The organism is Streptomyces sp. R21 (genome assembly GCF_041051975.1).
Taxonomy (GTDB): Bacteria; Actinomycetota; Actinomycetes; order Streptomycetales; family Streptomycetaceae; genus Streptomyces.
Genome location: NZ_CP163435.1, coordinates 1,707,937 through 1,729,678, shown reverse-complemented (window position 1 = coordinate 1,729,678; position 21,742 = coordinate 1,707,937). Strand labels below are relative to the sequence as shown.

The 21,742-nt window shown below is 70.4% G+C and carries 18 protein-coding genes and 1 riboswitch; of the genes, 12 read left to right on the top strand and 6 right to left on the bottom strand.

Annotation, left to right across the window (positions count from 1 at the left end; all coding sequences use genetic code 11):
- Nucleotides 1–22: 22 nt before the first annotated feature.
- The 4 genes from dxs (at nucleotide 23) to AB5J56_RS08005 (ending at nucleotide 4,170) form a co-directional block, all read left to right on the top strand.
- Entirely contained in the window at nucleotides 23–1,918 is a 1,896-nt protein-coding gene (gene dxs / locus AB5J56_RS08020; protein WP_369231440.1) for a 1-deoxy-D-xylulose-5-phosphate synthase, read from the top strand.
- On the top strand, nucleotides 1,915–3,315 hold the full coding sequence (locus AB5J56_RS08015) for an aspartate aminotransferase family protein (RefSeq protein ID WP_369231438.1): 1,401 nt from the start codon (nucleotides 1,915–1,917) through the stop codon (nucleotides 3,313–3,315). The genes dxs and AB5J56_RS08015 overlap by 4 nt, the downstream gene beginning before the upstream one ends.
- Before the next feature lie 70 nt (nucleotides 3,316–3,385).
- Nucleotides 3,386–4,048 carry a helix-turn-helix domain-containing protein gene (locus tag AB5J56_RS08010; protein WP_369231436.1) on the top strand — a complete coding sequence of 221 codons (663 nt, stop codon included), beginning with the start codon at nucleotides 3,386–3,388 and terminating at the stop codon, nucleotides 4,046–4,048.
- Nucleotides 4,045–4,170, top strand: coding sequence for a DUF6126 family protein (locus tag AB5J56_RS08005; protein WP_369231435.1), 126 nt, complete (start codon nucleotides 4,045–4,047; stop codon nucleotides 4,168–4,170). Before AB5J56_RS08010 ends, AB5J56_RS08005 begins: the two co-directional genes overlap by 4 nt.
- Before the next feature lie 34 nt (nucleotides 4,171–4,204).
- Here AB5J56_RS08005 and AB5J56_RS08000 read toward each other — a convergent pair whose 3' ends face one another.
- Nucleotides 4,205–5,002, bottom strand: coding sequence for a tyrosine-protein phosphatase (locus AB5J56_RS08000; RefSeq protein WP_369231433.1), 798 nt, complete (start codon nucleotides 5,000–5,002; stop codon nucleotides 4,205–4,207).
- 178 nt (nucleotides 5,003–5,180) lie between these two features.
- Here AB5J56_RS08000 and AB5J56_RS07995 point away from each other — a divergent pair, with 178 nt between their 5' ends.
- The 7 genes from AB5J56_RS07995 (at nucleotide 5,181) to AB5J56_RS07965 (ending at nucleotide 16,241) form a co-directional block, all read left to right on the top strand.
- The gene (locus AB5J56_RS07995) at nucleotides 5,181–7,295 is read left to right on the top strand and encodes an alpha-galactosidase (RefSeq protein ID WP_369231432.1); all 2,115 of its coding nucleotides are present in this window, start codon (nucleotides 5,181–5,183) and stop codon (nucleotides 7,293–7,295) included.
- Nucleotides 7,296–7,598: 303 nt separating this feature from the next.
- Nucleotides 7,599–7,755: riboswitch (cyclic di-AMP (ydaO/yuaA leader) on the top strand.
- A 4-nt stretch (nucleotides 7,756–7,759) separates the two neighbouring features.
- The gene (locus AB5J56_RS07990) at nucleotides 7,760–8,680 is read left to right on the top strand and encodes a peptidoglycan DD-metalloendopeptidase family protein (RefSeq protein ID WP_369231430.1); all 921 of its coding nucleotides are present in this window, start codon (nucleotides 7,760–7,762) and stop codon (nucleotides 8,678–8,680) included.
- 228 nt (nucleotides 8,681–8,908) lie between these two features.
- Nucleotides 8,909–11,647, top strand: a complete 2,739-nt coding sequence (locus AB5J56_RS07985; RefSeq protein ID WP_369231429.1) for a Tat pathway signal sequence domain protein — start codon at nucleotides 8,909–8,911, stop codon at nucleotides 11,645–11,647.
- Complete coding sequence (locus AB5J56_RS07980) at nucleotides 11,644–12,693, top strand: GDSL-type esterase/lipase family protein (RefSeq protein WP_369231427.1); 1,050 nt, start codon at nucleotides 11,644–11,646, stop codon at nucleotides 12,691–12,693. The genes AB5J56_RS07985 and AB5J56_RS07980 overlap by 4 nt, the downstream gene beginning before the upstream one ends.
- Before the next feature lie 3 nt (nucleotides 12,694–12,696).
- Entirely contained in the window at nucleotides 12,697–14,610 is a 1,914-nt protein-coding gene (locus AB5J56_RS07975; RefSeq protein WP_369231425.1) for a hypothetical protein, read from the top strand.
- Nucleotides 14,594–15,310, top strand: coding sequence for a DUF6250 domain-containing protein (locus AB5J56_RS07970; RefSeq protein ID WP_369231424.1), 717 nt, complete (start codon nucleotides 14,594–14,596; stop codon nucleotides 15,308–15,310). The genes AB5J56_RS07975 and AB5J56_RS07970 overlap by 17 nt, the downstream gene beginning before the upstream one ends.
- 145 nt (nucleotides 15,311–15,455) lie before the next feature.
- Nucleotides 15,456–16,241 carry an SGNH/GDSL hydrolase family protein gene (locus AB5J56_RS07965; protein ID WP_369231422.1) on the top strand — a complete coding sequence of 262 codons (786 nt, stop codon included), beginning with the start codon at nucleotides 15,456–15,458 and terminating at the stop codon, nucleotides 16,239–16,241.
- Between the two features lie 118 nt (nucleotides 16,242–16,359).
- On the opposite strand, the gene AB5J56_RS07960 is transcribed toward AB5J56_RS07965, so the two are convergent.
- The 5 genes from AB5J56_RS07960 to AB5J56_RS07940 form a co-directional block, all read right to left on the bottom strand.
- Entirely contained in the window at nucleotides 16,360–17,004 is a 645-nt protein-coding gene (locus tag AB5J56_RS07960; RefSeq protein ID WP_369231420.1) for a TetR/AcrR family transcriptional regulator, read from the bottom strand.
- Nucleotides 17,005–17,077: 73 nt separating this feature from the next.
- Complete coding sequence (locus tag AB5J56_RS07955) at nucleotides 17,078–17,497, bottom strand: hypothetical protein (protein ID WP_369231418.1); 420 nt, start codon at nucleotides 17,495–17,497, stop codon at nucleotides 17,078–17,080.
- A gap of 272 nt (nucleotides 17,498–17,769) precedes the next feature.
- Nucleotides 17,770–18,951 (bottom strand): Glu/Leu/Phe/Val dehydrogenase dimerization domain-containing protein, encoded by a 1,182-nt coding sequence (locus tag AB5J56_RS07950; protein WP_369231416.1) that lies wholly within the window; start codon nucleotides 18,949–18,951, stop codon nucleotides 17,770–17,772.
- 119 nt (nucleotides 18,952–19,070) lie between these two features.
- Nucleotides 19,071–19,499, bottom strand: coding sequence for an acyl-CoA dehydrogenase family protein (locus AB5J56_RS07945; protein ID WP_369231414.1), 429 nt, complete (start codon nucleotides 19,497–19,499; stop codon nucleotides 19,071–19,073).
- Nucleotides 19,499–19,978 (bottom strand): acyl-CoA dehydrogenase family protein, encoded by a 480-nt coding sequence (locus AB5J56_RS07940; RefSeq protein ID WP_369231412.1) that lies wholly within the window; start codon nucleotides 19,976–19,978, stop codon nucleotides 19,499–19,501. The genes AB5J56_RS07945 and AB5J56_RS07940 overlap by 1 nt, the downstream gene beginning before the upstream one ends.
- A 362-nt stretch (nucleotides 19,979–20,340) precedes the next feature.
- Between AB5J56_RS07940 and AB5J56_RS07935 the strand changes: the two genes are divergently transcribed.
- Entirely contained in the window at nucleotides 20,341–21,558 is a 1,218-nt protein-coding gene (locus AB5J56_RS07935) for an MBL fold metallo-hydrolase (RefSeq protein WP_369231410.1), read from the top strand.
- The last annotated feature ends 184 nt before the right edge of the window (nucleotides 21,559–21,742 follow it).

Genomic DNA, 21,742 nt, shown 5'->3' with positions numbered 1-21,742 from the left:
CGGACCGAGAGGGGGCCCGAGCGTGACGATTCTGGAGAGCATCCGGGGACCACGCGACCTGAAGGCGCTGTCCGAGGCGGAGATCGGCGAACTGGCCGAGGAGATCCGGGAGTTCCTGGTGCACGCGGTCGCCAGGACCGGCGGTCACCTCGGGCCCAATCTGGGGGTGGTGGAACTCTCCATCGCGCTCCACCGGGTCTTCGAGTCGCCCGTCGACCGCATTCTGTGGGACACCGGCCACCAGAGCTACGTACACAAAATGCTGACAGGGCGTCAGGACTTCTCGAAGCTGCGCAGCAAGGGCGGCCTGTCCGGCTACCCGTCGCGCGACGAGTCCGAGCACGACGTCATCGAGAACAGCCACGCCTCCACGGCGCTCGGCTGGGCGGACGGACTCGCCAAGGCCCGGCAGGTGCAGGGCGAGAAGGGCCATGTCGTCGCGGTCATCGGCGACGGCGCGCTCACCGGCGGCATGGCGTGGGAGGCGCTGAACAACATCGCCGCCGCCAAGGACCGCCCGCTGATCATCGTCGTCAACGACAACGAACGCTCCTACTCGCCCACGATCGGCGGCCTCGCCAACCACCTCGCCACGCTGCGCACGACCGACAGCTACGAGAAGGTTCTCGCCTGGGGCAAGGACGTGCTGTTGCGCACGCCGGTGATCGGCAGCACCGTCTACGAGTCGCTGCACGGCGCGAAGAAGGGGTTCAAGGACGCGTTCGCACCGCAGGGCATGTTCGAGGACCTCGGCCTCAAGTACGTCGGGCCGATCGACGGGCACGACGTGGGGGCCGTGGAGTCGGCGCTGCGGCGCGCGAAGCGCTTCCACGGGCCCGTGCTCATCCACTGCCTGACGGAGAAGGGGCGCGGTTACGAGCCCGCGCTCGCCCACGACGAGGACCGCTTCCACACGGTCGGCGTGATGGACCCGCTCACCTGCGAGCCCCTGGCACCCTCCAACGGGCCTTCCTGGACGTCGGTGTTCGGCGACGAGATCGTCTCGATCGGGGCGGAGCGCGAGGACGTCGTGGCGATCACGGCGGCCATGCTGCACCCGGTGGGCCTCGGCAAGTTCGCCGAGAAGTTCCCCGACCGGGTGTGGGACGTCGGCATCGCCGAACAGCACGCCACGGTCTCGGCGGCCGGCCTCGCCACCGGCGGACTGCATCCCGTCGTCGCCGTCTACGCGACCTTCCTCAACCGGGCCTTCGACCAGCTCCTGATGGATGTCGCGCTGCACCGCTGCGGCGTGACCTTCGTGCTGGACCGGGCCGGCGTCACCGGCGTCGACGGCGCCTCGCACAACGGCATGTGGGACATGTCGATCCTCCAGGTGGTGCCCGGCCTCAGGATCGCCGCGCCGCGCGACGCCGACCAGCTGCGGGCCCAGCTGCGCGAAGCGGTCGCCGTCGACGACGCGCCGACCCTCATCCGCTTCCCCAAGGAGTCGGTGGGACCGTCGATTCCGGCGATCGACCACGTGGGCGGGGTGGACGTGCTGCACCGCGGGGAGCGTCCCGAGGTGCTGCTCGTCGCCGTCGGCGTCATGGCGCCGGTCTGCCTCCAGGCCGCCGAGCTGCTCGAAGCCCGCGGCATCGGCTGCACGATCGTCGACCCGCGCTGGGTCAAGCCGGTCGACCCGTCGCTGCCCGGCCTCGCCGCCGAGCACCGCATGGTCGCGGTCGTCGAGGACAACAGCCGGGCCGCCGGGGTCGGCGCCGCGGTCGCGCTGGCGCTGAGCGACGCCGAAGTCGACGTACCCGTACGGCGGTTCGGCATCCCGGAGCAGTTCCTCGCGCACGCCAAGCGGGGCGAGGTGCTGGCCGACATAGGGCTCACGCCCGTCGAGATCGCGGGGCGGATCAGCGCCGGGCTGGCCGTCAAGGAAGAGCTGTCCAAGGAGAAGAAGGAATGACCGACCCTGCTCAGAAGGGGGAGTTCGACCTCGGCGCACTCCTCGCCGAACGCGGAGCCGAGCGCTACGAGCTGCACGCCAAGTACCTGAACCACCAGCTCCCGCGCATGCTGCACACCATCGGCTTCGACAAGGTCTACGAGCGGGCCGAGGGCACACACTTCTGGGACGCGGACGGCAACGACTACCTGGACATGCTCGCGGGGTTCGGGGTGATGGGCCTGGGCCGCCATCACCCCGTCGTCCGCCAGGCGCTGCACGACGTCCTGGACGCCTCGCTCGCCGACCTCACCCGCTTCGACTGCCAGCCCCTGCCCGGCCTGCTCGCCGAGCGGCTGCTTGCCCACAGCCCGCACCTGGACCGGGTGTTCTTCGGCAACAGCGGGACGGAGGCCGTCGAGACCGCGCTGAAGTTCGCCCGGTACGCCACCGGGAAGCCGCGCATCCTGTACTGCGCGCACGCCTTCCACGGGCTGACCACCGGCTCGCTCTCGGTGAACGGCGAGGACGGCTTCCGCGACGGCTTCGCCCCGCTGCTGCCCGACACGGCCGTCCCCCTCGGTGATCTCGACACCCTGGCACGGGAGTTGAAGAAGGGCGATGTCGCCGCGCTCATCGTCGAGCCCATCCAGGGCAAGGGTGTGCACGAGACGCCGCCCGGATATCTGCGCGCCGCCCAGGAGTTGCTGCACCGGCACAAGGCGCTGCTCATCGCCGACGAGGTGCAGACCGGGCTCGGCCGGACCGGGGACTTCTACGCCTACCAGCACGAGGACGGCGTGGAGCCGGACCTGGTGTGCGTGGCCAAGGCGCTGTCCGGGGGCTATGTGCCCGTCGGGGCGACCCTGGGCAAGGACTGGATCTTCAAGAAGGTCTACTCGTCCATGGACCGGGTCCTCGTCCACTCGGCGAGCTTCGGTGCGAACGCCCAGGCCATGGCGGCCGGCCTCGCCGTGCTGTCGGTCATGGAGAACGAGCAGGTCGTGGCGAACGCCCGCGTCATGGGGGACCAGTTGAAGTCCCGGCTCGCGGCGCTGATCGACACCTATGAGCTGCTGAGCGACGTCCGCGGCCGCGGCCTGATGATCGGCATCGAGTTCGGGAGGCCCAAGTCGCTGAAGCTGCGCAGCCGTTGGACCATGCTGCAGGCCGCGCGCAAGGGCCTGTTCGCGCAGATGGTCGTCGTCCCGCTGCTCCAGCGGCACCGCATCCTCACCCAGGTCTCCGGCGACCACCTGGAAGTGATCAAGCTGATTCCCCCGCTGGTCGTCGACGAGGGGGACGTGGACCGCTTCGTCGAGGCGTTCACCGCGGTGATGGACGACGCGCACAGTGGCGGCGGCCTGATGTGGGACTTCGGGAAGACCTTGGTGAAGCAGGCGGTGGCGAACCGCTGAGACGCCGGAGGCCTTTGCCTCAGAGGCAAGAAATTTGCCGCGGAGGCAAGCCTCTGGCTGAATCGACGGTATGAGCCCCACCGAGGGAAGGCCCTCTGTCGAGGGTACGACCCCTGTCGATCCGAGGGCGGCCGAGGACGAGCTGTCCGCCGCGCTGCCCGCCGTCGCACCGCAGCTGCGTGAGCTGCGCCGGCGCGCCTCGCTGACCCTGGAGGCCGCGGCCCGCACCGCCGGACTCTCGCCCGCCCACCTCTCGCGCCTGGAGACCGGGCAGCGCCAGCCCTCGCTGCCGATGCTGCTTGCCCTCGCCCGTATCTACGGTACGACCGTCTCGGAGCTGCTCGGCGAGACGGTCGCCGACCGGAACGCCGTGGTGCGCGCCGCCGACATGGAGCCGACCCGGGCCGGCGGCTGGACGTACTGGCCGGCCGGCGCCGCCGGACGCGGGATGCAAGCCCTGCGCGTGCACGTCCCCTACGGGGCGCAGGGCGACATCGTGCGTGTGCACCCCGGCGAGGAGTGGCTGTACGTCCTCAAGGGGCGGCTGCGGCTGCGTCTCGGCGACACCGCGCACGTGCTCGCGCCGGGCGACAGCGCGCACTTCGACTCGCTCACCCCGCACCGCCTCGCCGCCGACGGCCGTGACGGGGCCGAGCTCCTCTTCGTACACACCCTTTTGCAGAGTCCCAGCGCAGCGCTGTGCCTCGGTCCCCTGACGGGAGAGACGCCATGAGAGACATGGAAGAGAAGTTCCCGCGCGCCCTGTGGGTGCGGCTCATCATCTACGTCGCCGTCGGCCACATCTTCGCGGCCTTCGTCTATCTGCTGTTCACGCTGGGCGCGCACAACCAGTAGCGGCCGCTTCGACGGCTGTGGGCTTCGGCGGCCGTCAGTCGAGCAGGCGCTCGCGCAGTCGCTCGCGCAGCTCCGGCGTAAGACCCAGCCCCGTCTCCAGGTAGGTGTCGACGTCGCCCCAGGTCTGGTCGATGGTCTCGAAGGCGGCGGTGAGGTACTCGGCGCGCGCGTCGAACAGCGGGCTGAGCAGCTCCATGACCTCGGGGGAGTACGCGGCGGCGGAGGTGCTGCTGCGGTGCACCTTGTAGCGACGGTGGGTCGCGTTCGACTCCAGGTAGTCCGCCACGATCGCCTCGCGCTCGACGCCCAGGGCGAGGAGCGTCACGGCTATCGACAGGCCCGCGCGGTCCTTGCCCGCCGCGCAGTGCATCAGGGCGGGCGCGCTGTCGTCGGCCAGCGCGCGCAGCACCTGGGAGTGCTCGGCGGTGCGCTCCTTGATGATCGTGCGGTAGGAGACGATCATGCGGTTCGCCGCCTTGCCGTCGCCGAGGATCTCGCGTAGCTGGTCGATCTCGCCGTCCCGGACCATCTTCCAGAACCCGGAGCCGTCCGCAGGGTCCGACAGCGGCAGATTCACATTGCGCACGCCCGGCAGCTCGACGTCGGGACCCTCCAGCTTCTGGTCCGCCGCGTTGCGGAAGTCGAAGATCGTGTGCAGTCCCAGGGAGGTGAGGAACGCGGCGTCGTCCTCGGTCGCGTGCGCGAGGTGGCCGCTGCGGAACAGCACCCCCAGCCGCACCCGCCGGCCGTCCACCGTAGGCAGGCCGCCCACGTCCCGGAAGTTGCGCACTCCGGCCAGTTCGGGCTCGGTCGACGGGACCTGCTGCGTCACGGGGGCTCCTCCCACTGCGCCCCGCCGACGCGGCTCCGGTGATGGCCGACGGATGCGCTCTCGACGATACGACATGGGTTCCTGGGGCAATGAGTTGTCCACAGGGCGTTGCCCACCGGGCACTATGCGCCGATGATGTTGGTGCTTGAGTGCACCTGTTCGGATCTGTGGGGGCCTGATGTTGGAGATCGGCGGCGACGGCCGCAGCTGGCTGCTTTCCGGGCCGACCAGCAGTTACGCACTGCGGCTCACCGAGCACGACGAGCTGCTGCACCTGCACTGGGGTCCGCGGATCACGCTCGCCGACGTCGAGGCGCTCGCCGCCCGGCCCGCGCCGCGGTACTGGCCCTTCGAGTCCCCGCTCGACGGCCACGAGGAGTATCCCGTCGAGGGCGGCCCCCGCTTCGTACGCCCCGCGCTGTCCGTGCGCACGGACGAGCGGCGCGGCACCGAGTGGCGGTTCGAGGCCTACGAAACCGAAGAGGCCTGCGAAAGTGACGAGGCCCACGAAACCGACGCGGCCGACGGCGACGAACTGCGGCTGCGCTTCAGCGACGCCGGCCTCGGCATCACGCTGCACTACCGCACCCGCGGCGACGTCGTGGAGCGCTGGGTGACCCTCGCCAACGAGGGGCCGGCCGTGGAACTGCTGCGCGCCGACTCCGCGACCTGGACGCTGCCCGAGCGCGAGGGCTGGCGGCTGTCCCAGCTGCACGGGCGGTGGGCGGCCGAGTCCCGGCTCGTGCGCTCGCCCCTCACCTACGGTGAGAAGGTCATCGGCAGCCGCCGCGGGCACACCGGGCATCAGCACCTGCCATGGGTCGCGCTCGACGAGGACGCGAACGAGGAACGCGGCGAGGTGTACGGGTGCGCGCTCGGCTGGTCCGGCTCGTGGCGGATCTCGGTCGCCCAACTCCCGGACGCGCGCGTGCAGATCACCGGCGGCGCCGGATACGACGACTCGGGACTGCTGCGCCTGGCGACGGGGGAGTCCTTCACCACGCCGGTCTTCGCGGGGCTGTGGAGCGACGGCGGCTTCGGTGGGGCCAGCCGGGCCTGGCACGCGTACCAGCGCGCGTACGTCATCCCGGATGCGGACCGGGACCGGCCGGTGCTCTTCAACTCCTGGGAGGCCACGGAGTTCGACATCTCCGAGGAGCAGCAGGGGGCACTCGCGCGCCGGGCCGCGGCGATCGGCGTCGAGCTGTTCGTGGTCGACGACGGCTGGTTCGGGGCACGCACCAGCGACCGGGCCGGACTCGGCGACTGGACGCCCAACCCGGACCGCTTCCCCGGCGGCCTCAAGCCCCTCGGCGACTATGTGCACGCGCTCGGCATGCGGTTCGGGATCTGGGTGGAGCCGGAGATGGTCAACCCGGACAGCGAGCTGTACCGCGCACACCCCGACTGGGTGCAGTTCCAGCCAGGCCGAAACAGGACCGAATACCGCAATCAGCTCGTACTGAACCTCGCGCGCCCGGACGTCCAGGAGTACCTGTGGGAGCAGCTCGACGGCCTGCTCTCCAGTGCCCCGATCGACTACGTGAAGTGGGACTTCAACCGTTGCTTCACGGACGCCGGCTGGCCCGGCGAGCCCTACCCGCAGCGCCTCTGGACCGACCATGTGCACGCGCTGTACGCCCTGCTCGACCGGCTGCGGGCCGCCCACCCGGGAGTCGCCTTCGAGTCCTGCTCGGGCGGTGGCGGCCGGATCGACCTCGGCATCATGGCCCGTACCGACCAGGTGTGGACCTCGGACAACACCGACCCCCTCGACCGGCTCGCCATCCAGCACGGCTTCAGCCAGATCCATCCCGCCCGGGTCATGGCCGCCTGGGTCACGGACAGCCCGAACACGCAGCTCAACGGCAGGGTCAGCACGCTGCGCTTCCGGTTCGTGAGCGCCATGGCCGGGGTGCTCGGCGTCGGCGGCGACCTGACCGAGTGGACCGAGGAGGAGCTCGACGAGGCGCGGGAGTGGGTGGAGCTCTACAAGGAGATCCGGCCCGTCGTGCAGCGCGGGGACCTCTACCGGCTGCGGCCGCCGGAGGGCGGGCTCAGTGCGGTGCAGTACGTCCACGGTGACGAGGTCGTGGTCCTCGCCTGGCTCCAGGCGCAGCGCCACGGCGAGCCCGTTGCCCCGCTGCGGCTGCGCGGACTCGACCCGACAGATGCGTACGAGTGCCGCGAATCAGGCGAAGTGCACCGAGGTGCGGTGCTGCTGCACCACGGGTTGCGGACGGGGCTGCGTGGTGACCTCGATGCGACGGTTATCCGACTGCGTCGCATGTGACTGTTCTGTCCGAATTAGAGCCTTCATTACAACTGGCCCTGGAATAGGGCTACCTGGGCTCATGGTGCGTGAGCAGCGTCATAGTCGTAACAGTGGGTCGTGGTCATGTTCACGTAATTCTCCTTTGTTTTCAGGGGATTTAAAGAATTGCGGAGATCTTTAGTCCACGCAGCGTCACCGGGTTTGTCCACAAGGATCAAGAAAGCGTGGTTCACAGCAAACTCAATGCTTGTCCCACTGCGCTCATTTCGCTTACGTTCGCCACCAATCCGGACGGACGCCCAATCCTGCCGCCGCCCGGAATCCGCACACTCACCCGTACACGGCAGGAGCGGGGGACCCACAGGTAGAACGCCTGTTCCGGTCTCCGGAACGGCTAGGGGTAAAGCCGCGCGAGAGCGTGGCCGGGCATCTCCAGTCCGCACCCGACAGCTCACCTCGCAGGCGCCGGAGAGGAAAACGCCATGCCCGCGAAGGGTAAGCACCGCCGTCCCAAGTCCCAGCGTTTCACTCGCTCGATCGCCGTCGCCGGAACCGGTGGCGCCGCGCTGGCGCTGCCTCTGATGGGGGCCACGGGTGCCCACGCCGCCACCCCCGCGGCCGCCGTTTCGACGGTTCCCGAGAAGACCGCCGAGAACGTCGCGCAGAACGTCTCGGAAAAGGCCTCCACCGCCGCTCCGACCGCCGTCCAGAAGGCCGGCACGAAGACCTACTCGGTGCGGGCCGGTGACTACCTCTCGAAGATCGCCGACGAGCAGAACGTCACCGGGGGCTGGAAGAAGCTCTACTCCGACAACCGCACGGCCGTCGGCAGCGACCCCTCGCTGATCCACCCGGGCCTGAAGCTGACGATCGGCAAGAAGGCCGCGACCGCCGCCACCCAGTCGTCCGGCAAGCGCACGCAGACGACCAAGTCGACGGCCGCGCAGACGACCGGTTCCAAGACCACTCAGTCCGCCGACACGGCCAGCAGCTCCGGCTACGGCCTGCCCGTCTCCGGTGCCACCGTCGGCACCGGCTACAAGGTCGCCGGCAGCATGTGGTCCAGCGGCTACCACACCGGCGTGGACTTCGTGGTGCCGACCGGCACCACCATCAAGGCCATCGCCGCGGGCACCGTCGTCTCGGCCGCCTACGACGGCGCCTACGGCAACGAGGTCGTCATCCAGCACGCCGACGGCCAGTACAGCCAGTACGCCCACATGTCGCAGCTCTCCGTCTCGGCGGGCCAGACCGTGACCGAGGGCCAGCAGCTCGGCCTCTCGGGCGCGACCGGCAACGTCACCGGCCCGCACCTGCACTTCGAGATCCGCACCACGCCGAACTACGGCTCGGACGTGGACCCCGTGGCGTACCTCCGCTCGCATGGCGTGGCCGTCGGCTGACGCCCGCCTGCTCCTCGCCTCCGAAGGCCGGACCCCACGATCCCCGGGGCCCGGCCTTCGGTGTTCCCCCGTTCGGTTCGTAACCGGCCTTGCCCGCGCGGTTCTTGATGGGCCTTTCCTGTGCCGTTCATGATCGGCACATTGCGGTCTTGTGGCATGGGCGTCCGATGTATCGACAGCCGTGCGACAGTGAGGCCACAGTGATCTCCGCAAGCGCTTTCTATGCTTATGGAGGTCCCCGTGCCCGGCGTCCGACGACGCGCTGTCATCAAGGGCGCCGCAGCCGCGGCCGCCGCCACCCCCTTCTCCTGGGCCCTGTCCCGAAGCGCCTCCGCCGCCACGGACGCCGGGGGTGACACTGAGCTGCACTGGCTGGAAGGCTCCGCGCCCGCCGCCCACGCCGGGACCACCTGGGGCGTGCCCTGGGCCCGCGGCACCTACCGGCCCGACCAGGCGTTCCGGCTGACCACCTCCTCCGGCGACGACGTCCCCCTGCAGAGCTGGGTCACCGGCCACTGGCCCGACGGCTCGGTGAAGTGGACCGCCCACGCCATCGCACCAGGCGCGCCCACCTCGGAGACGTACCGGCTGGCCGCGGGCACCCCCGCCGCCCCCGCCCAGAAGGTCACCGTCACGCGGACCGGCGGTCGTATCGAGGTGTCGACCGGTGTCATCACGGCGGTGTTCGGCACGAAGGGCTCCGACACCGTGGTGCGCAGCGTCCGGCGCGGCTCGGCCGAGATCGCCCGTGGCGGACGGCTGGTCGCCCTACGGCAGGGCTCGCTCCGTGACGGCGTCGCGGCCGAGGACTTCACCGGGCGGATCGAGAGGACCGAGGTCGAACAGGACGGGCCGGTGCGCGCCGTCGTACGCGTCGAGGGCCGCCACCGGCGCGCCAGCCGCGGCTGGCTGCCCTTCGTGCTGCGCTTCTCCTTCCACGCCGGGGCCGAGTCCTTCCGGCTCGTGCACACCTTCGTCTGGGACGGCAAGCAGGAGCCCGGCAAGGACGACGGGGACTTCCTGCGCGGGCTCGGCGTCCGCTTCACCGTGCCGCTGAGCGACGCGGCGTACGACCGGCATGTACGCCTCGCCGACGCGGCGGGTGGCCTCTTCAGCGAGGCCGTCCAGGGCATCACCGGGCTGCGCCGCGACCCCGGCGAGGCGGTGCGCAGCGCGCAGATCGCGGGCGAGAGGCTGCCCGACACCGCGACCTGGGACACCCGCGTGTCCAGTCGCCTCGCCTACATCCCGCAGTGGGGCGACTTCACGCTCACCCAGCCCACGGCGGACGGCTACGCGATCCGCAAGCGCACCAAGGCCGGGCACGGCTGGATCCAGGCCGCCGCCGGACGACGGGCCGGTGGCTTCGGCTACGTCGGCGGCGCGAGCGGCGGACTCTCCTTCGGCCTGCGGGACTTCTGGCAGCGTCACCCCACGCAGCTCGACATCCGCGGCGCGGCTTCCGAGGCCGCCGAGGTCACTCTCTGGCTCTACTCGCCCGAGGCGCCGCCGCTCGACCTGCGCTTCTACCACGATGGCCTGGGCCAGGACACGTACGCGAAGCAGTCCGAGGGCCTGGAGATCACCTACGAGGACTACGAGCCGGGCTTCGGCACGCCCTACGGGATCGCCCGTACCAGCGAGTTGACGTTCTGGGCCCTTCAGAAGACCCCGAGCGCCGCCGACCTGGCCGCGCAGGCAGCGGCCGTCGCGACCCCGCCGCTGCTGACCGCGAGCCCCGAACGCCTGCACTCCGCAGGGATCTTCGGCGACTGGGCGCCGGTCGACCGCTCGAACGCGCCCCGCAAGGTCATCGAGGACCACCTCGACGACCTGTTCGCCTACTACCGTGACCAGCGCGAGGACCGCCGCTGGTACGGCTTCCTCGACTACGGCGACGTGCAGCACACCTACGACAACGACCGGCACGTCTGGCGCTACGACGTCGGCGGCTTCGCCTGGGACAACTCCGAACTGGGCACCGACCTCTGGCTCTGGTACCACTTCCTGCGCACCGGATCGGCGGAAGTCTTCCGGTTCGCGGAGGCGATGACCCGGCACACCGGCGAGGTCGACGTCTACCACCTCGGCAAGTGGGCCGGTCTCGGCACCCGGCACGGCGTGCAGCACTACGCGGACAGCGCCAAGCAGGTCCGCATCTCTACGGCCGCCAACCGCCGCTTCTACTACTTCCTCACCGGCGACGAGCGCACCGGCGACCTGTTGAGTGAACTCGTCGACGTGGAGCTGACGTTCCTGGAGGTCGACCCGCAGCGCAAGGTCCGCACGGACGGCTACACCCCCGGCGACCGGCACGCGCTGTCCGTCGGATTCGGCACCGACTGGGGCGGGTTGTCGGCGGCCTGGCTCACGGAGTGGGAGCGCCGCGGCCCGCACTGGGAGAAGGCCAGGACCAAGCTGGTCAATTCACTACGGACCATCGCCGCGCAGCCGAACGGCTTCTTCACCGGGACGGGCCTTCTCGACGCCGACACCGGCAAGTTCACGGTCACCACGGACAGGAGTGTCAGCGTCTCCCACCTGTCCGCCGTCTTCGGTCTCGTCGAGACCAACAGCGAGATCGTCTCGCTGCTCGGCGACGACGAACCCCAATTCGCCGACGCCTGGCTGAAGTACGCCCAGTACTACAACGGCACGAACGCCGAGAAGACGGCGCTGACGGGCTCGACCTGGAAGTCCGCGCTGCCCGCCGCACACTCCCGGATCACCGCCTACGCAGCCCAGCGCAAGGACGACCCGACGCTCGCCAAGCGCGCCTGGAACGAGTTCTACACCGGCAGCGACACCTATTTCCCGTCCAACGACTGGTCGCGGGTCACCATCAAGACCCCGGCCGTGCTGCGCACCACGGAGGAGATTCCCTGGATCTCCACCAACTCCTCGGCGCAGTGGGCACTCGCGGCGATCCAGAACCTGGCGCTGATCGGAGACCGGATCCCGTCATGAGACGTCTGCTGGTCACCGCCACAGCCGCCGCCCTGGTCCTGCCCGGTGCGCCGCCCGTTTTCGCGTCCGGCCGCCCGAACGTCGTACGCCCCGACGACAGACGCCTCGCCTACGAGGGGCACTGGGGGCGTACGCCCGAGGCCGCGACCACAGTCAACTCCGGCTCCCGGCTGCGCTTCCGCTTCACCGGCGGGGGCGTGCACGCCCTCTTCGACGTCGCGTCGATCACCGTGCCCGCGCAGATCTACGTGTCGGTCGACGGCGGACCGAGGCAGCTGTACGCCGTCGACCGGGGCAACATCGGCATCGGCGCGCCGGGACGGGGGCCGCACACCGTCGAGATCTCCGTGAAGGACGTCTTCTCGCGGGCCAACCGCTGGACTCCTCCCCTGGAGACGGGAGTCGTGTTCACCGGGCTGCGGCTCGACCAGGGTGGCCGCCTGCTCCCCGAACACCGGTCGCCCACACGGCGGTTGGCGTTCTACGGCGACTCCATCACCCAGGGAGTCATGGCCTTGTGCGAGGTCAACACCTCCGACTGCGCCGACGGTACGGCCGCCTACCCGACCCTGGTCGCGGACCGGCTGGGCGCCTCCCTCACCCAGGTCGGTTTCGGCAGGCAGGGTGTGGTCCAGACCGGAAACGGGGGAGTGCCGGCTGCCAAGGACGCCTACGGCTGGAACTACGCCGATTCCAGGGCGGATTCGGACCGCCGCGCCGATGTGATCGTGGTCAACCAGGGCACGAACGACGCGGCGTCCGCGGCCGACGACTTCCGGTCGGCCTACCGCTCCTACCTCGAAGAGCTGAGATCCGCCGCCCCGCACGCCCGCATCCTCGCCCTGCGCCCCTTCAACGGCACCCACGCCGACGACATCGCGGCCGTCGTGGACCAACTCGCCGACTCCGCCGTGGAGTTCGTCGACACCACCGGATGGCTGTCCCTGGAGGACGGCGACTTCAACGGCACCGTCCACCCGAACACACAGGGCCATCGCAAGGTGGCCGACCGCCTCGCCGCCCTCATCCTCGACAAGGAGCACTGAACCGTGAGACCCCGAAGACTCGGCGCCGTGACCGCCGCGGTCCTGCTGGCCGGGCTGCTCGCCGCGCCGTCCGAGGCCGACGCACCGCAGGCGCGGCGCGTCGTGGAGAACCTCGACCGCGGACTGGTCGCCGTCCCCTCGGGGGACGGCACCTTCCTCAGCTGGCGCCTGCTCGGCACGGAGTACGCCACCTACGGCAACGCCATCGCCTTCAACGTCTACAAGGACGGGCGCCGGTTGAACCGTACGCCGGTCATCAAGTCGACCACCTACCAGGACAACAGCTCCGGCACGGGCACCTACACCGTGCGGGCTGTCGTCAACGGCCATGAGCAGAAGCCGAGTTCGGCTACGCACGGCGCCGCGCTCAACTTCGCCACGGGCTACGCGGAGATCCCGCTCGCAGCCGCCGACGGCTACACCGTGCAGCACGCCTGGCCGGGTGACCTCGACGGTGACGGCCGCTACGAACTCGTCGTCAGCCGCCTCTCCCGGACCCGGGACAAGCCCGACCTCCTGGAGGCTTACACCCTCACCGGAGAGCGTCTGTGGCGCGTCGACCTCGGCCCCGGCTCGTACACCCAGGTCCCCGGGAACGGTGCCAACGACCCGGCGCCCGCCGCGATCAGCGGGTCGACCGCGATCGGCGGCTACCGCAACGACGACAACGTCACCGTGTACGACCTCGACGGAGACGGCAGGTCCGAGGTGCTGGTGCACACGGCGAACGGGACCACCTTCGCGGACGGTGCGCAGGTCGCCGCCAACTCGCCCGCGAACCAGTTCATTTCGGTGATCGACGGCGCGACGGGCGTCGAGCGCACCCGACAGCCCGTCCCCGACGACTTCGTCGCCGACGGCCCCTCGGGCGGGCACTTCGGGATCGCCTACCTCGACGGCGTACACCCCAGCCTCGTCACGAAGCTGGTCACCCGGGTAGGCGCCAAGCGCGGCGCCTTCCGCAAGCTCTTCCAGACCTGGGACTTCAACGGCACGGATCTCAAGCCGCGTTGGAAGTACGTGGTGCCCGACGGCAGTCCCGCCACGAGCTTCCACCAGATCCGCACCGTCGACGTCGACCAGGACGGCAAGGACGAGATCGCCGACGGCAACTACGTCGTGAACAGTGACGGCACCCTGCGCTATGTCGTCGACGGCGCCATCCACGGCGACCGCTTCGACATCGCCGACCTCGACCCCGACCGGCCCGGCCTGGAAGGCTTCGCGATCCAGCAGTCCGAGCTGGGCATCGTGTCCGACTTCCCCTGGTACTACTACGACGCCGACACCGGCGAGCGCCTGACGACCGGGGTGCACCCGGCGAACCCGGAGAGCGACGAGGCCCTCGACGTCGGCCGGGGCACCGCCGCCGACATCGACCCGGCCCACCCGGGCTACGAGTACTGGACCTCCACCGCCGACGTCACCGCTCCCGGCGCGGGCGTCCGCAACGTCCAGGACGGCAAGGTCTCCACGACCACGCCCAGCGTCAACTTCCGCATCTGGTGGGACGGCGACAAGGGTTCCGAACTCCTCGACTACACCCACGTCGAGAAATGGGACCCGGCGACCGAGACGAGCACGAGGGTCTTCGACCCGTCCGGTGTCGTCTCCGGCGCCCGCAACGCCACCCCCTTCTACGGCGACATCGTCGGCGACTGGCGCGAGGAGATCCTCGCCGAGACCGACGACCACAGCGCGCTGCGCCTCTACACCAGCACCGAGCCGACGCCGACGCGGATCTACACGCTCGCCCAGAACCCCGAGTACCGGCTCGGCTGGACCGTGCGCGGCTATCTCCAGTCGACGTACACGGACTTCTACCTCGGCACCGAGACCCGGCGCGTGCCGAAGCCGGCGATCACCACACCCCGTATCCCTGCTGAAGGAGCCGCTTCCCATGACGACCACGCGTAGAGCCTTCGGAGCACTGGCCGCCGGGGCGGCCCTGGCCGCGCTCGCCCCGGTGACGGCCACCGCCGCACCCCTGCAACGCAGGGGACGGCTGATCGCTCATGACGACTTCCGCCACGGGCTCGGTCAGTGGGCCGTGGAGCTGGAGAAGGGCGGCACGGTCGCCGCCGCACGGGGAACCCTCGAGGTCGACGTGCCCGCCGGCGCGACGGTCTGGTTCAAGCAGCGGCTGGAAGGCCCGTACGTCATCGAGTACACCGCCACGCCGGTCTCCGCGGGCGGCGTGAACGACCGGGTCTCCGACCTCAACAGCTTCTGGAACGCCGTCGACGTCCGCTCCCCGGACGACCTCTTCGCCACCGCGCGCGGCGGCGCACTCGCGGAGTACGACTACCTCAAGACGTACTACGTCGGCTACGGCGCCAACACCAACACCACGACCCGACTGCGCCGGTACGTGGGTGAGGCGGGTGTCCGCCCGCTGATCTACGACTACACGCAGCCGCTGCTGACCGCGGGCGAGCCGAACCGCGTCCGGATCGTCTCCGACGGCTCGGCCGTCCAGTGGTGGGACAACGGGCGGCTCGTGTTCGACTACACCGACCCGGAGCCGTACACGAGCGGGCACTTCGGGTTCCGGACCACATGGAGCCACTTCCGGATCAGGGACTTCCGGGTGTGGCGGCTGCCTCAACGCCCTTGATCAGACCCTTATTCCAAAGTTGACCAATACTTGACGAGTGGCCTATCTCACCGCACGTCAACCCCTTCCTACGGTCGCGTAGCTCACATCCCAAGGTGAATCATGGGCCGATGTGGCAGACGATTCGAAGAATGACAACAGATCAGTGATCGGGTCGTACGTGGCGGTGGGGGACAGCTTCACCGAAGGCGTCGGCGATCCCGGCCCCGACGGGGCCTTCGTCGGGTGGGCCGACCGGTTCGCGGTGCTTCTCGCGGACCGGCGGCCCGAAGGCGACTTCAACTACACCAACCTTGCCGTACGCGGAAAGCTCCTCGACCAGATCGTCGAGGACCAACTGGGGCGGGCCAAGGAACTCGCCCCGGACCTGGTCTCCTTCTGCGCGGGCGGCAACGACATCATCCGTCCCGGCACCGACCCCGACGAGGTCGCGGAGCGCTTCGAGCGCGCGGTCGCCGACCTCACCTCCGCCGTCGGCACCGTCCTGGTGACCACCGGCTTCGACACGCGTACCGTCCCGGTGCTGAAGCATCTGCGCGGCAAGATCGCCACGTACAACGGGCATGTGCGCGCCATCGCCGACCGGTACGGCTGCCCGGTCCTCGACCTGTGGTCGCTGAAGACGGTTCAGGACCGGCGCGCCTGGGACGGCGACCGCCTGCACCTGTCGCCCGAGGGCCACACCCGGGTCGCGCTCCGCGCCGGCCAGGTCCTCGGCCTCGAAGTACCCGCCGACCCGGACCAGCCCTGGCCCCCGCTGCCGCCGCGCGGCACGTTGGAGGTCCGGCGCGACGACATCCACTGGGCGCGCGAGTACCTCGTCCCGTGGATCGGGCGGCGGTTGCGCGGCGAGTCCTCCGGGGACCACGTCGCGGCGAAGGGCACCTTGTCGCCGGACGACATCAAGATGCGCATCGAGGCGGTGGCCTGAGGCTTCGGGACCGCCGGGACCGCCTGAACCCCGGGACCACCGGGTCGCTGAGGCGGCTGCGGTGGTCCCGGCGGTGCGTGATGCGGGGGCCGCGAGGCCAGGGGCGTACGGCGGCACCTCAGCGCGTCGTGGTGGTCGCCGCCGTAGCCGCCGTCGCCGTCAACACCTCGCGAGTGACTCCCAGTTCGCGCGCGAGCGCCTCGTCGACCCACTCCTGGGTCCGCGCCCGCGACACCGCGCCCGGGTACGCCGTCATCTGTACGGCCAGTCCGTCCAGCAGCGCCGTGAGCCGCAGTGCCGCCACGGCGGGATCCGGGCACGGGAACTCACCGGCGGCGACCCCTTCCGCGATCACCTCCGCGATCGCGGCCTTCCACTGCCTGTCGAGATCGCGGGTGACCTCGCGCAGCACGGGCTCGCGCAGCGCCGCCGCCCAGCCCTCGATCCACAGGCGCCAGCCCTTGGCCTGCCCGGTCGGCGCGTACCAGCGCACGGCCGCCCGCAGCCGCCGCAGCGCCGACGTACGGCGGCCGAGCAGCTTGCGCAGATGGGCGAGGTCGTCCTCGGCGGCGTACGTGAACGCGGCGGCGACCAGTTTCTCCTTGGTCGAGAAGTGGTACAGCACCAGCGCGTTGCTGACCCCCAGAGCCGAGGCCACGTCGGCGATCCGCACCGCCGCCACGCCCCGCACCTCGATCTGCTCGATGGCGGCCCGCAGCAACTCCTCGCGCCGCTCCGCCACGCTCAACCGCACTCTCGCCACGCGGCAACCCTACACAGCGGTCGCCGTAGGAGTCCGCCCGTGACCCGAGCACCATGAAGCGGTGGCTCGTGCGTCAGTCGACGAACTGGTAGTCGGCCGTGATGCGGCCGTCCTCGTCGAGGACGAGGAACTCGCGGCCGCCGCCGGTGGCTTGCCCCTCCTCGTTGTGGAAGGCCTCCCAGCGGAACGTGACCACATCACGCAGCCGCTGGGCGGGCTCCTGAATCCTGAAGACATACGTCCCCGGGGCGATGAACTCGTCGTAGGCACGCGTCACGCGCGCGTGCAGCTCTTCGTGGCCCCGGGCCTCCAGCACGGCGGAGGTGAAGCCGAGGCCCACCGCCGTGTCGTGCATCTCCTGGGGAGGCCGTAGGGCGTGCAGGCCGTCCTCCGCCCAGAGTTCGTGGACGGTCTTGCGGCGGATCTCCGGGTCGGGTTCGTTCCAGACACCGATGTAGCGCTCGATCAGGTCCTGTGCGTCGACGGCGGGCATGAGGCTCCTCGTGAGGGTGGGGTCGGCCGGGTGTCGTGGTGGTGCACGCACGGTGCTCGGTGCTCCGTGCGCTGCCCATCGCTGTGTGGGCTGCGCTGTGTGCGCACCGCCAACTCTGCTTCCGTCCGGCCCGCGCCTCAATTCCCCGAAGGGAATGGCGCCCTACGGTTCCGTGAGGACCCCGTGTTCGTCGAGGGCGACTTCGTCCGCGGTACCGCTGCCCGAGGTGATCACGGTGCTCAGCGGGTCATGGAGAGCGACGTCCGACTCCGTCAGCTGTACCAGCCGAACCGCTCCGCGATCACGGGCAGCCGGTCGGCGACGATGGCGTGCGCGGCCGCCCTCGGCGTCATCCCCTCGGCTTCGGCGCGGGCCAGCATCTGGTCGATCAGGGCGCGCATCGAGCGGCGGGTGTACGCGAACGCCTCGTCCGCGTCCGCACCGATGTCGCCGAACAGCGTCCACCACCACCAGGCGTTCGTCCCGGAGTTGACCACGACGTCCGGCAGGACGATGACTCCGCGCGCGGCCAGCAGCTGCTCCGCCTCCGGCAGAACCGGCATGTTGGCCGCCTCGACGATCCAACGGGCCGTGATCTCCCGCTGGTTCACGGTGTCGATCGCGTACGAGACGGCGGCGGGCACCAGCACCTCGGCGTCGGCGGCGGACAGCCAGGCGTCGCCGGGCAGTTCGCGGTCGGCCGGGCGCAGCGCCGAGCGGTCGACCGTCCCGTACGCGTCCCGCGCGGCCAGCAGCGCCTCGACGTCGAGCCCCTCGGGATTGGCGATCGTGCCCTTGATGTCGGCGACGGCCACCACCGCCAGCCCGGCCTGCGCGAGGAAACGTGCCGTCGCCCCGCCCATGGTGCCCAGACCCTGCACGGCGACCCGCGTCCCGGCGTACGGCACCCCGGCCCGGTCCAGGGCCGCGAGCACCGACTCGGCGACACCGCAGCCGCCGACCAGCTCGTCGAGCCCGATCCCGTCCACGTCGAGAGCGAACGCGTCCGCCAGTCGCTGCCGGGCCGCCGTCTCGTCGTCGAGCAGCGGGTACACCGCCTGGATCGACGAGACGAGGCCCGCCTCCTCGGCGGCGCGGTCGACCAGGTCCTGGGTGAGGCCGAGGTCCTCGCCGGTGGTCCAGAAGTTCTCGATGTACGGGCGCATGGCGCGCAGATAGCGCACCAGCAGGCCGTACGCCCCGGGGTCCTGGGGGTCGCAGTCGATGCCGCCCTTGGCGCCGCCCAGCGGGATGTAGCGGCCCTCGGGGTTGTAGTGCAGGGCCTCCTTCATCGTCATGCCGCGGGCCAGGCCCGTGACCTCCTCCAGCCTGCAGCCGTCCCGCATCCGCAGCCCGCCGCTGGACACACCCCGGACGAGCCGGTCGACGACCAGGAACCCCTCGCGGCCGGTGACGTGGTCGGTCCACGTGAGAGACATCAGGGGGGCGGTCATGGACTCTCCTCGAGTACGACGATCAGGGTGGGGCTGGGGGATGCCGAAGGTCCGTGTCACCTCGTGTGCGGCGAGGGCCCGGACGAGCGCCTCGCCGCCCGTGAGCACCGCGTCGGCCATCACATGCTCCGCGCGATCAGGAGCCGCATGATGTCCGAGGTGCCTTCCTCGGGCTCCTCCAGCTTCGCGTCGCGCATCCACTGCTCGACGGGGAACTCCCGGGAGTATCCCGAGCCGCCGAGCGTCTGGACGGCCGCCCAGGTGCAGTGCGCGGCCGTCTCCGAGGCCGTCAGCTTGGCCATCGCCGCCTCGGCGGTCGCGTCGAGACCGGCGTCGAGGCGTTTCGCGGCGCGCCAGGTCATCAGCCGGGCCTGCTCCACGCGCGTGCGCATGTCGGCGAGACGGAACGCCACCGCCTGGTGCTCGATGACCGGCTTGCCGAACTGCTGCCGCTCGCGGGCGTGGTCGCGCGCGTACTCGTAGGCGGCACGGGCCACCCCGGTCGCGGCCGCGCCCAGCACCGTGCGCGAGATGTCGAAGGTCCGCATCAGCCCGTGGAAACCCTCGCCTTCCGCTCCCAGCCTCTGTCCCTCGGGGACGTGGGCGTCCTGGAGAAAGACTCCCTGCAGACGATCGCTCGCTGTCCCGTCTTGCGCATCGGCTCACCGAAGGAGACACCTTCGGTGTCCTTGCGCAGCAGGAACGCGGAGACGCCGCGGGACCGGCGGGTCGGGTCGGTCTTGGCGACCACGACGTACTGCTCGGCCTCGCCCGCGTTCGAGATCCACGCCTTCTGTCCGTTGAGACGGTAGCCGTCACCGGTGCGGTGCGCGGTGGCGACGATGGAGGCGGCGTCGGAACCCCCGCCGGGCTCGGTGGTCGCCAGGGCCGTCATCGTCTCGATGTCAGCCTCGTCGACGCTGCGCGCCCGGGGCCGGATCTCCTCCCGCGCGAAGGTGCGCGTCAGCTCCACGATGTCGCGCTGCTCCGCGCCGATCGGGACCAGCTCGGTGGGGAGGTCGGACACGGTGCCTCCAGGTGAGGACGGATCGACGGGGCAGGTCCGGCACGCTTTTACTGAATAGCCAGTCAGTATCGGAAGTGGGCGGAGCGCTGTCAACGCACTGAATCACTCATCAGTAGGGGTGCGGGGGAGCACGCGCCGTTTCGCATACCGATCCGCGATGTGGAAGAAGTCCGTGCGCCGCGGGGTTAGGGAGGTACGGGCCATGGCCGCCTGCGATGTGTCGCTCCTGGACCATGGGCCGTGCCCCCGTTCCCGGGGACATCCCCCTGTGACGCGTTCGACCCGGCGCTGTCAGAGGGGGCGACCATAATGAAATGTGTCCGACCCGTACATGTGTCAGACCGACTCCACCAGGAGGTGCCGTGACCGGTTTCCGTACGTTGAGCTCCGGGCTCCGCGCGCTGCAGCCCGCCGCCTTCGGCGCGGATCCGAGCGGTGCGCGCCTGGAGCGCATCCGCAGATCGCCGAACTTCGCGGACGGTGTCTTCGTCAATCCGGAGGGTGCCCGGATTCGGCCCGACGGTTCCATGCTCGAATTCGCCAAGGTCTTCTTCCGTAAGGAGGAGCGCGTCCACCGCACGCCGTCGGGCACGGTGCCGGTGCATCCGACGACGCTCGCGGACCTCGCGAAGCCCGCGCCGAGCGGGCTGCGGCTCACCTGGATGGGGCATTCCAGCGTGCTCGCCGAGATCGACGGGCACCGTGTGCTCTTCGACCCGGTCTGGGGAGAGCGCTGTTCTCCGTTCGACTTCGCCGGTCCCAAGCGGCTGCACCCGGTGCCGCTGCCGCTGGCCGCGCTCGGCCCGGTCGACGTCGTCGTGATCTCGCACGACCACTACGACCACCTCGACCTGCCCAGCATCAAGGCCCTGGCCGACACCGACACGGTGTTCGCGGTGCCGCTCGGCGTCGGCGCCCACCTGGAGCACTGGGGAGTATCGGCGGACCGCCTGCGCGAGCTGGACTGGAACGAGACGACCAAGGTCGGGGGGCTCTCCCTGACCGCGACGCCCGCCCGTCACTTCTGCGGCCGGGGCCTGCGCAACACCCAGCACACGCTGTGGGCCTCCTGGGTGGTCGAGGGCGACGAGCACCGGATCTACCACAGCGGCGACACCGGCTACTTCGAGGGCTTCAAGGACATCGGCGCGGAGCACGGCCCGTTCGACGCCACGATGATCCAGATCGGCGCGTACAGCGAGTACTGGCCCGACATCCACATGACGCCCGAGGAGGGCATGCGCGCCCACCTGGACCTCCAGGGCGGGCAGCCCACCGGTGTGATGCTGCCGATCCACTGGGCGACCTTCAACCTGGCCCCGCACCCGTGGGCCGAACCCGGCGAGGGCACGATCGCGGCCGCGCGCGCGGCCGGGGCACGGATCGCGCTGCCCCGACCCGGTGAGCCCTTCGAGCCCACGGCCGAGAGTGTTCCGGCCGAGCCCTGGTGGCGCGGTGTGTCGCTCGTCCCGAAGGGCGGTTGGCCCGCCCTCGACGCGGTGGCGACCGACACGCGGGGTGATGTCCGGGCCGAGGTCGCGGAGGGCACCGGCGAGCCGGAGGCCGTTCCTGCCGGGTGAGTGCGGAGGCAGAACCTGTGGACGGCGAGGGCCGAGGGGCGAAGGACCCCTCGGCCCTCGCCGTCTGTTCATGACCGCTTCTGACCAGCTGTGATCAGTTCATTGCCCCAGGGGAACGTCTGTCCGATCCGGTTATCGGTCTGTCGTGCGAGGGCTCATACCAGAGCGGGACGCTGTTCGTAGG

Coding starts and splice junctions, on each gene's coding strand:
- AB5J56_RS08015 (WP_369231438.1), top strand. CDS start 1,915: ATGACCGACCCTGCTCAGAAGGGGGAGTTCGACCTCGGCGCACTCCTC.
- AB5J56_RS08010 (WP_369231436.1), top strand. CDS start 3,386: ATGAGCCCCACCGAGGGAAGGCCCTCTGTCGAGGGTACGACCCCTGTC.
- AB5J56_RS08005 (WP_369231435.1), top strand. CDS start 4,045: ATGAGAGACATGGAAGAGAAGTTCCCGCGCGCCCTGTGGGTGCGGCTC.
- AB5J56_RS07995 (WP_369231432.1), top strand. CDS start 5,181: ATGTTGGAGATCGGCGGCGACGGCCGCAGCTGGCTGCTTTCCGGGCCG.
- AB5J56_RS07990 (WP_369231430.1), top strand. CDS start 7,760: ATGCCCGCGAAGGGTAAGCACCGCCGTCCCAAGTCCCAGCGTTTCACT.
- AB5J56_RS07985 (WP_369231429.1), top strand. CDS start 8,909: ATGGAGGTCCCCGTGCCCGGCGTCCGACGACGCGCTGTCATCAAGGGC.
- AB5J56_RS07980 (WP_369231427.1), top strand. CDS start 11,644: ATGAGACGTCTGCTGGTCACCGCCACAGCCGCCGCCCTGGTCCTGCCC.
- AB5J56_RS07970 (WP_369231424.1), top strand. CDS start 14,594: ATGACGACCACGCGTAGAGCCTTCGGAGCACTGGCCGCCGGGGCGGCC.
- AB5J56_RS07955 (WP_369231418.1), bottom strand. CDS start 17,497: ATGCCCGCCGTCGACGCACAGGACCTGATCGAGCGCTACATCGGTGTC.
- AB5J56_RS07950 (WP_369231416.1), bottom strand. CDS start 18,951: ATGACCGCCCCCCTGATGTCTCTCACGTGGACCGACCACGTCACCGGC.
- AB5J56_RS07945 (WP_369231414.1), bottom strand. CDS start 19,499: ATGCGGACCTTCGACATCTCGCGCACGGTGCTGGGCGCGGCCGCGACC.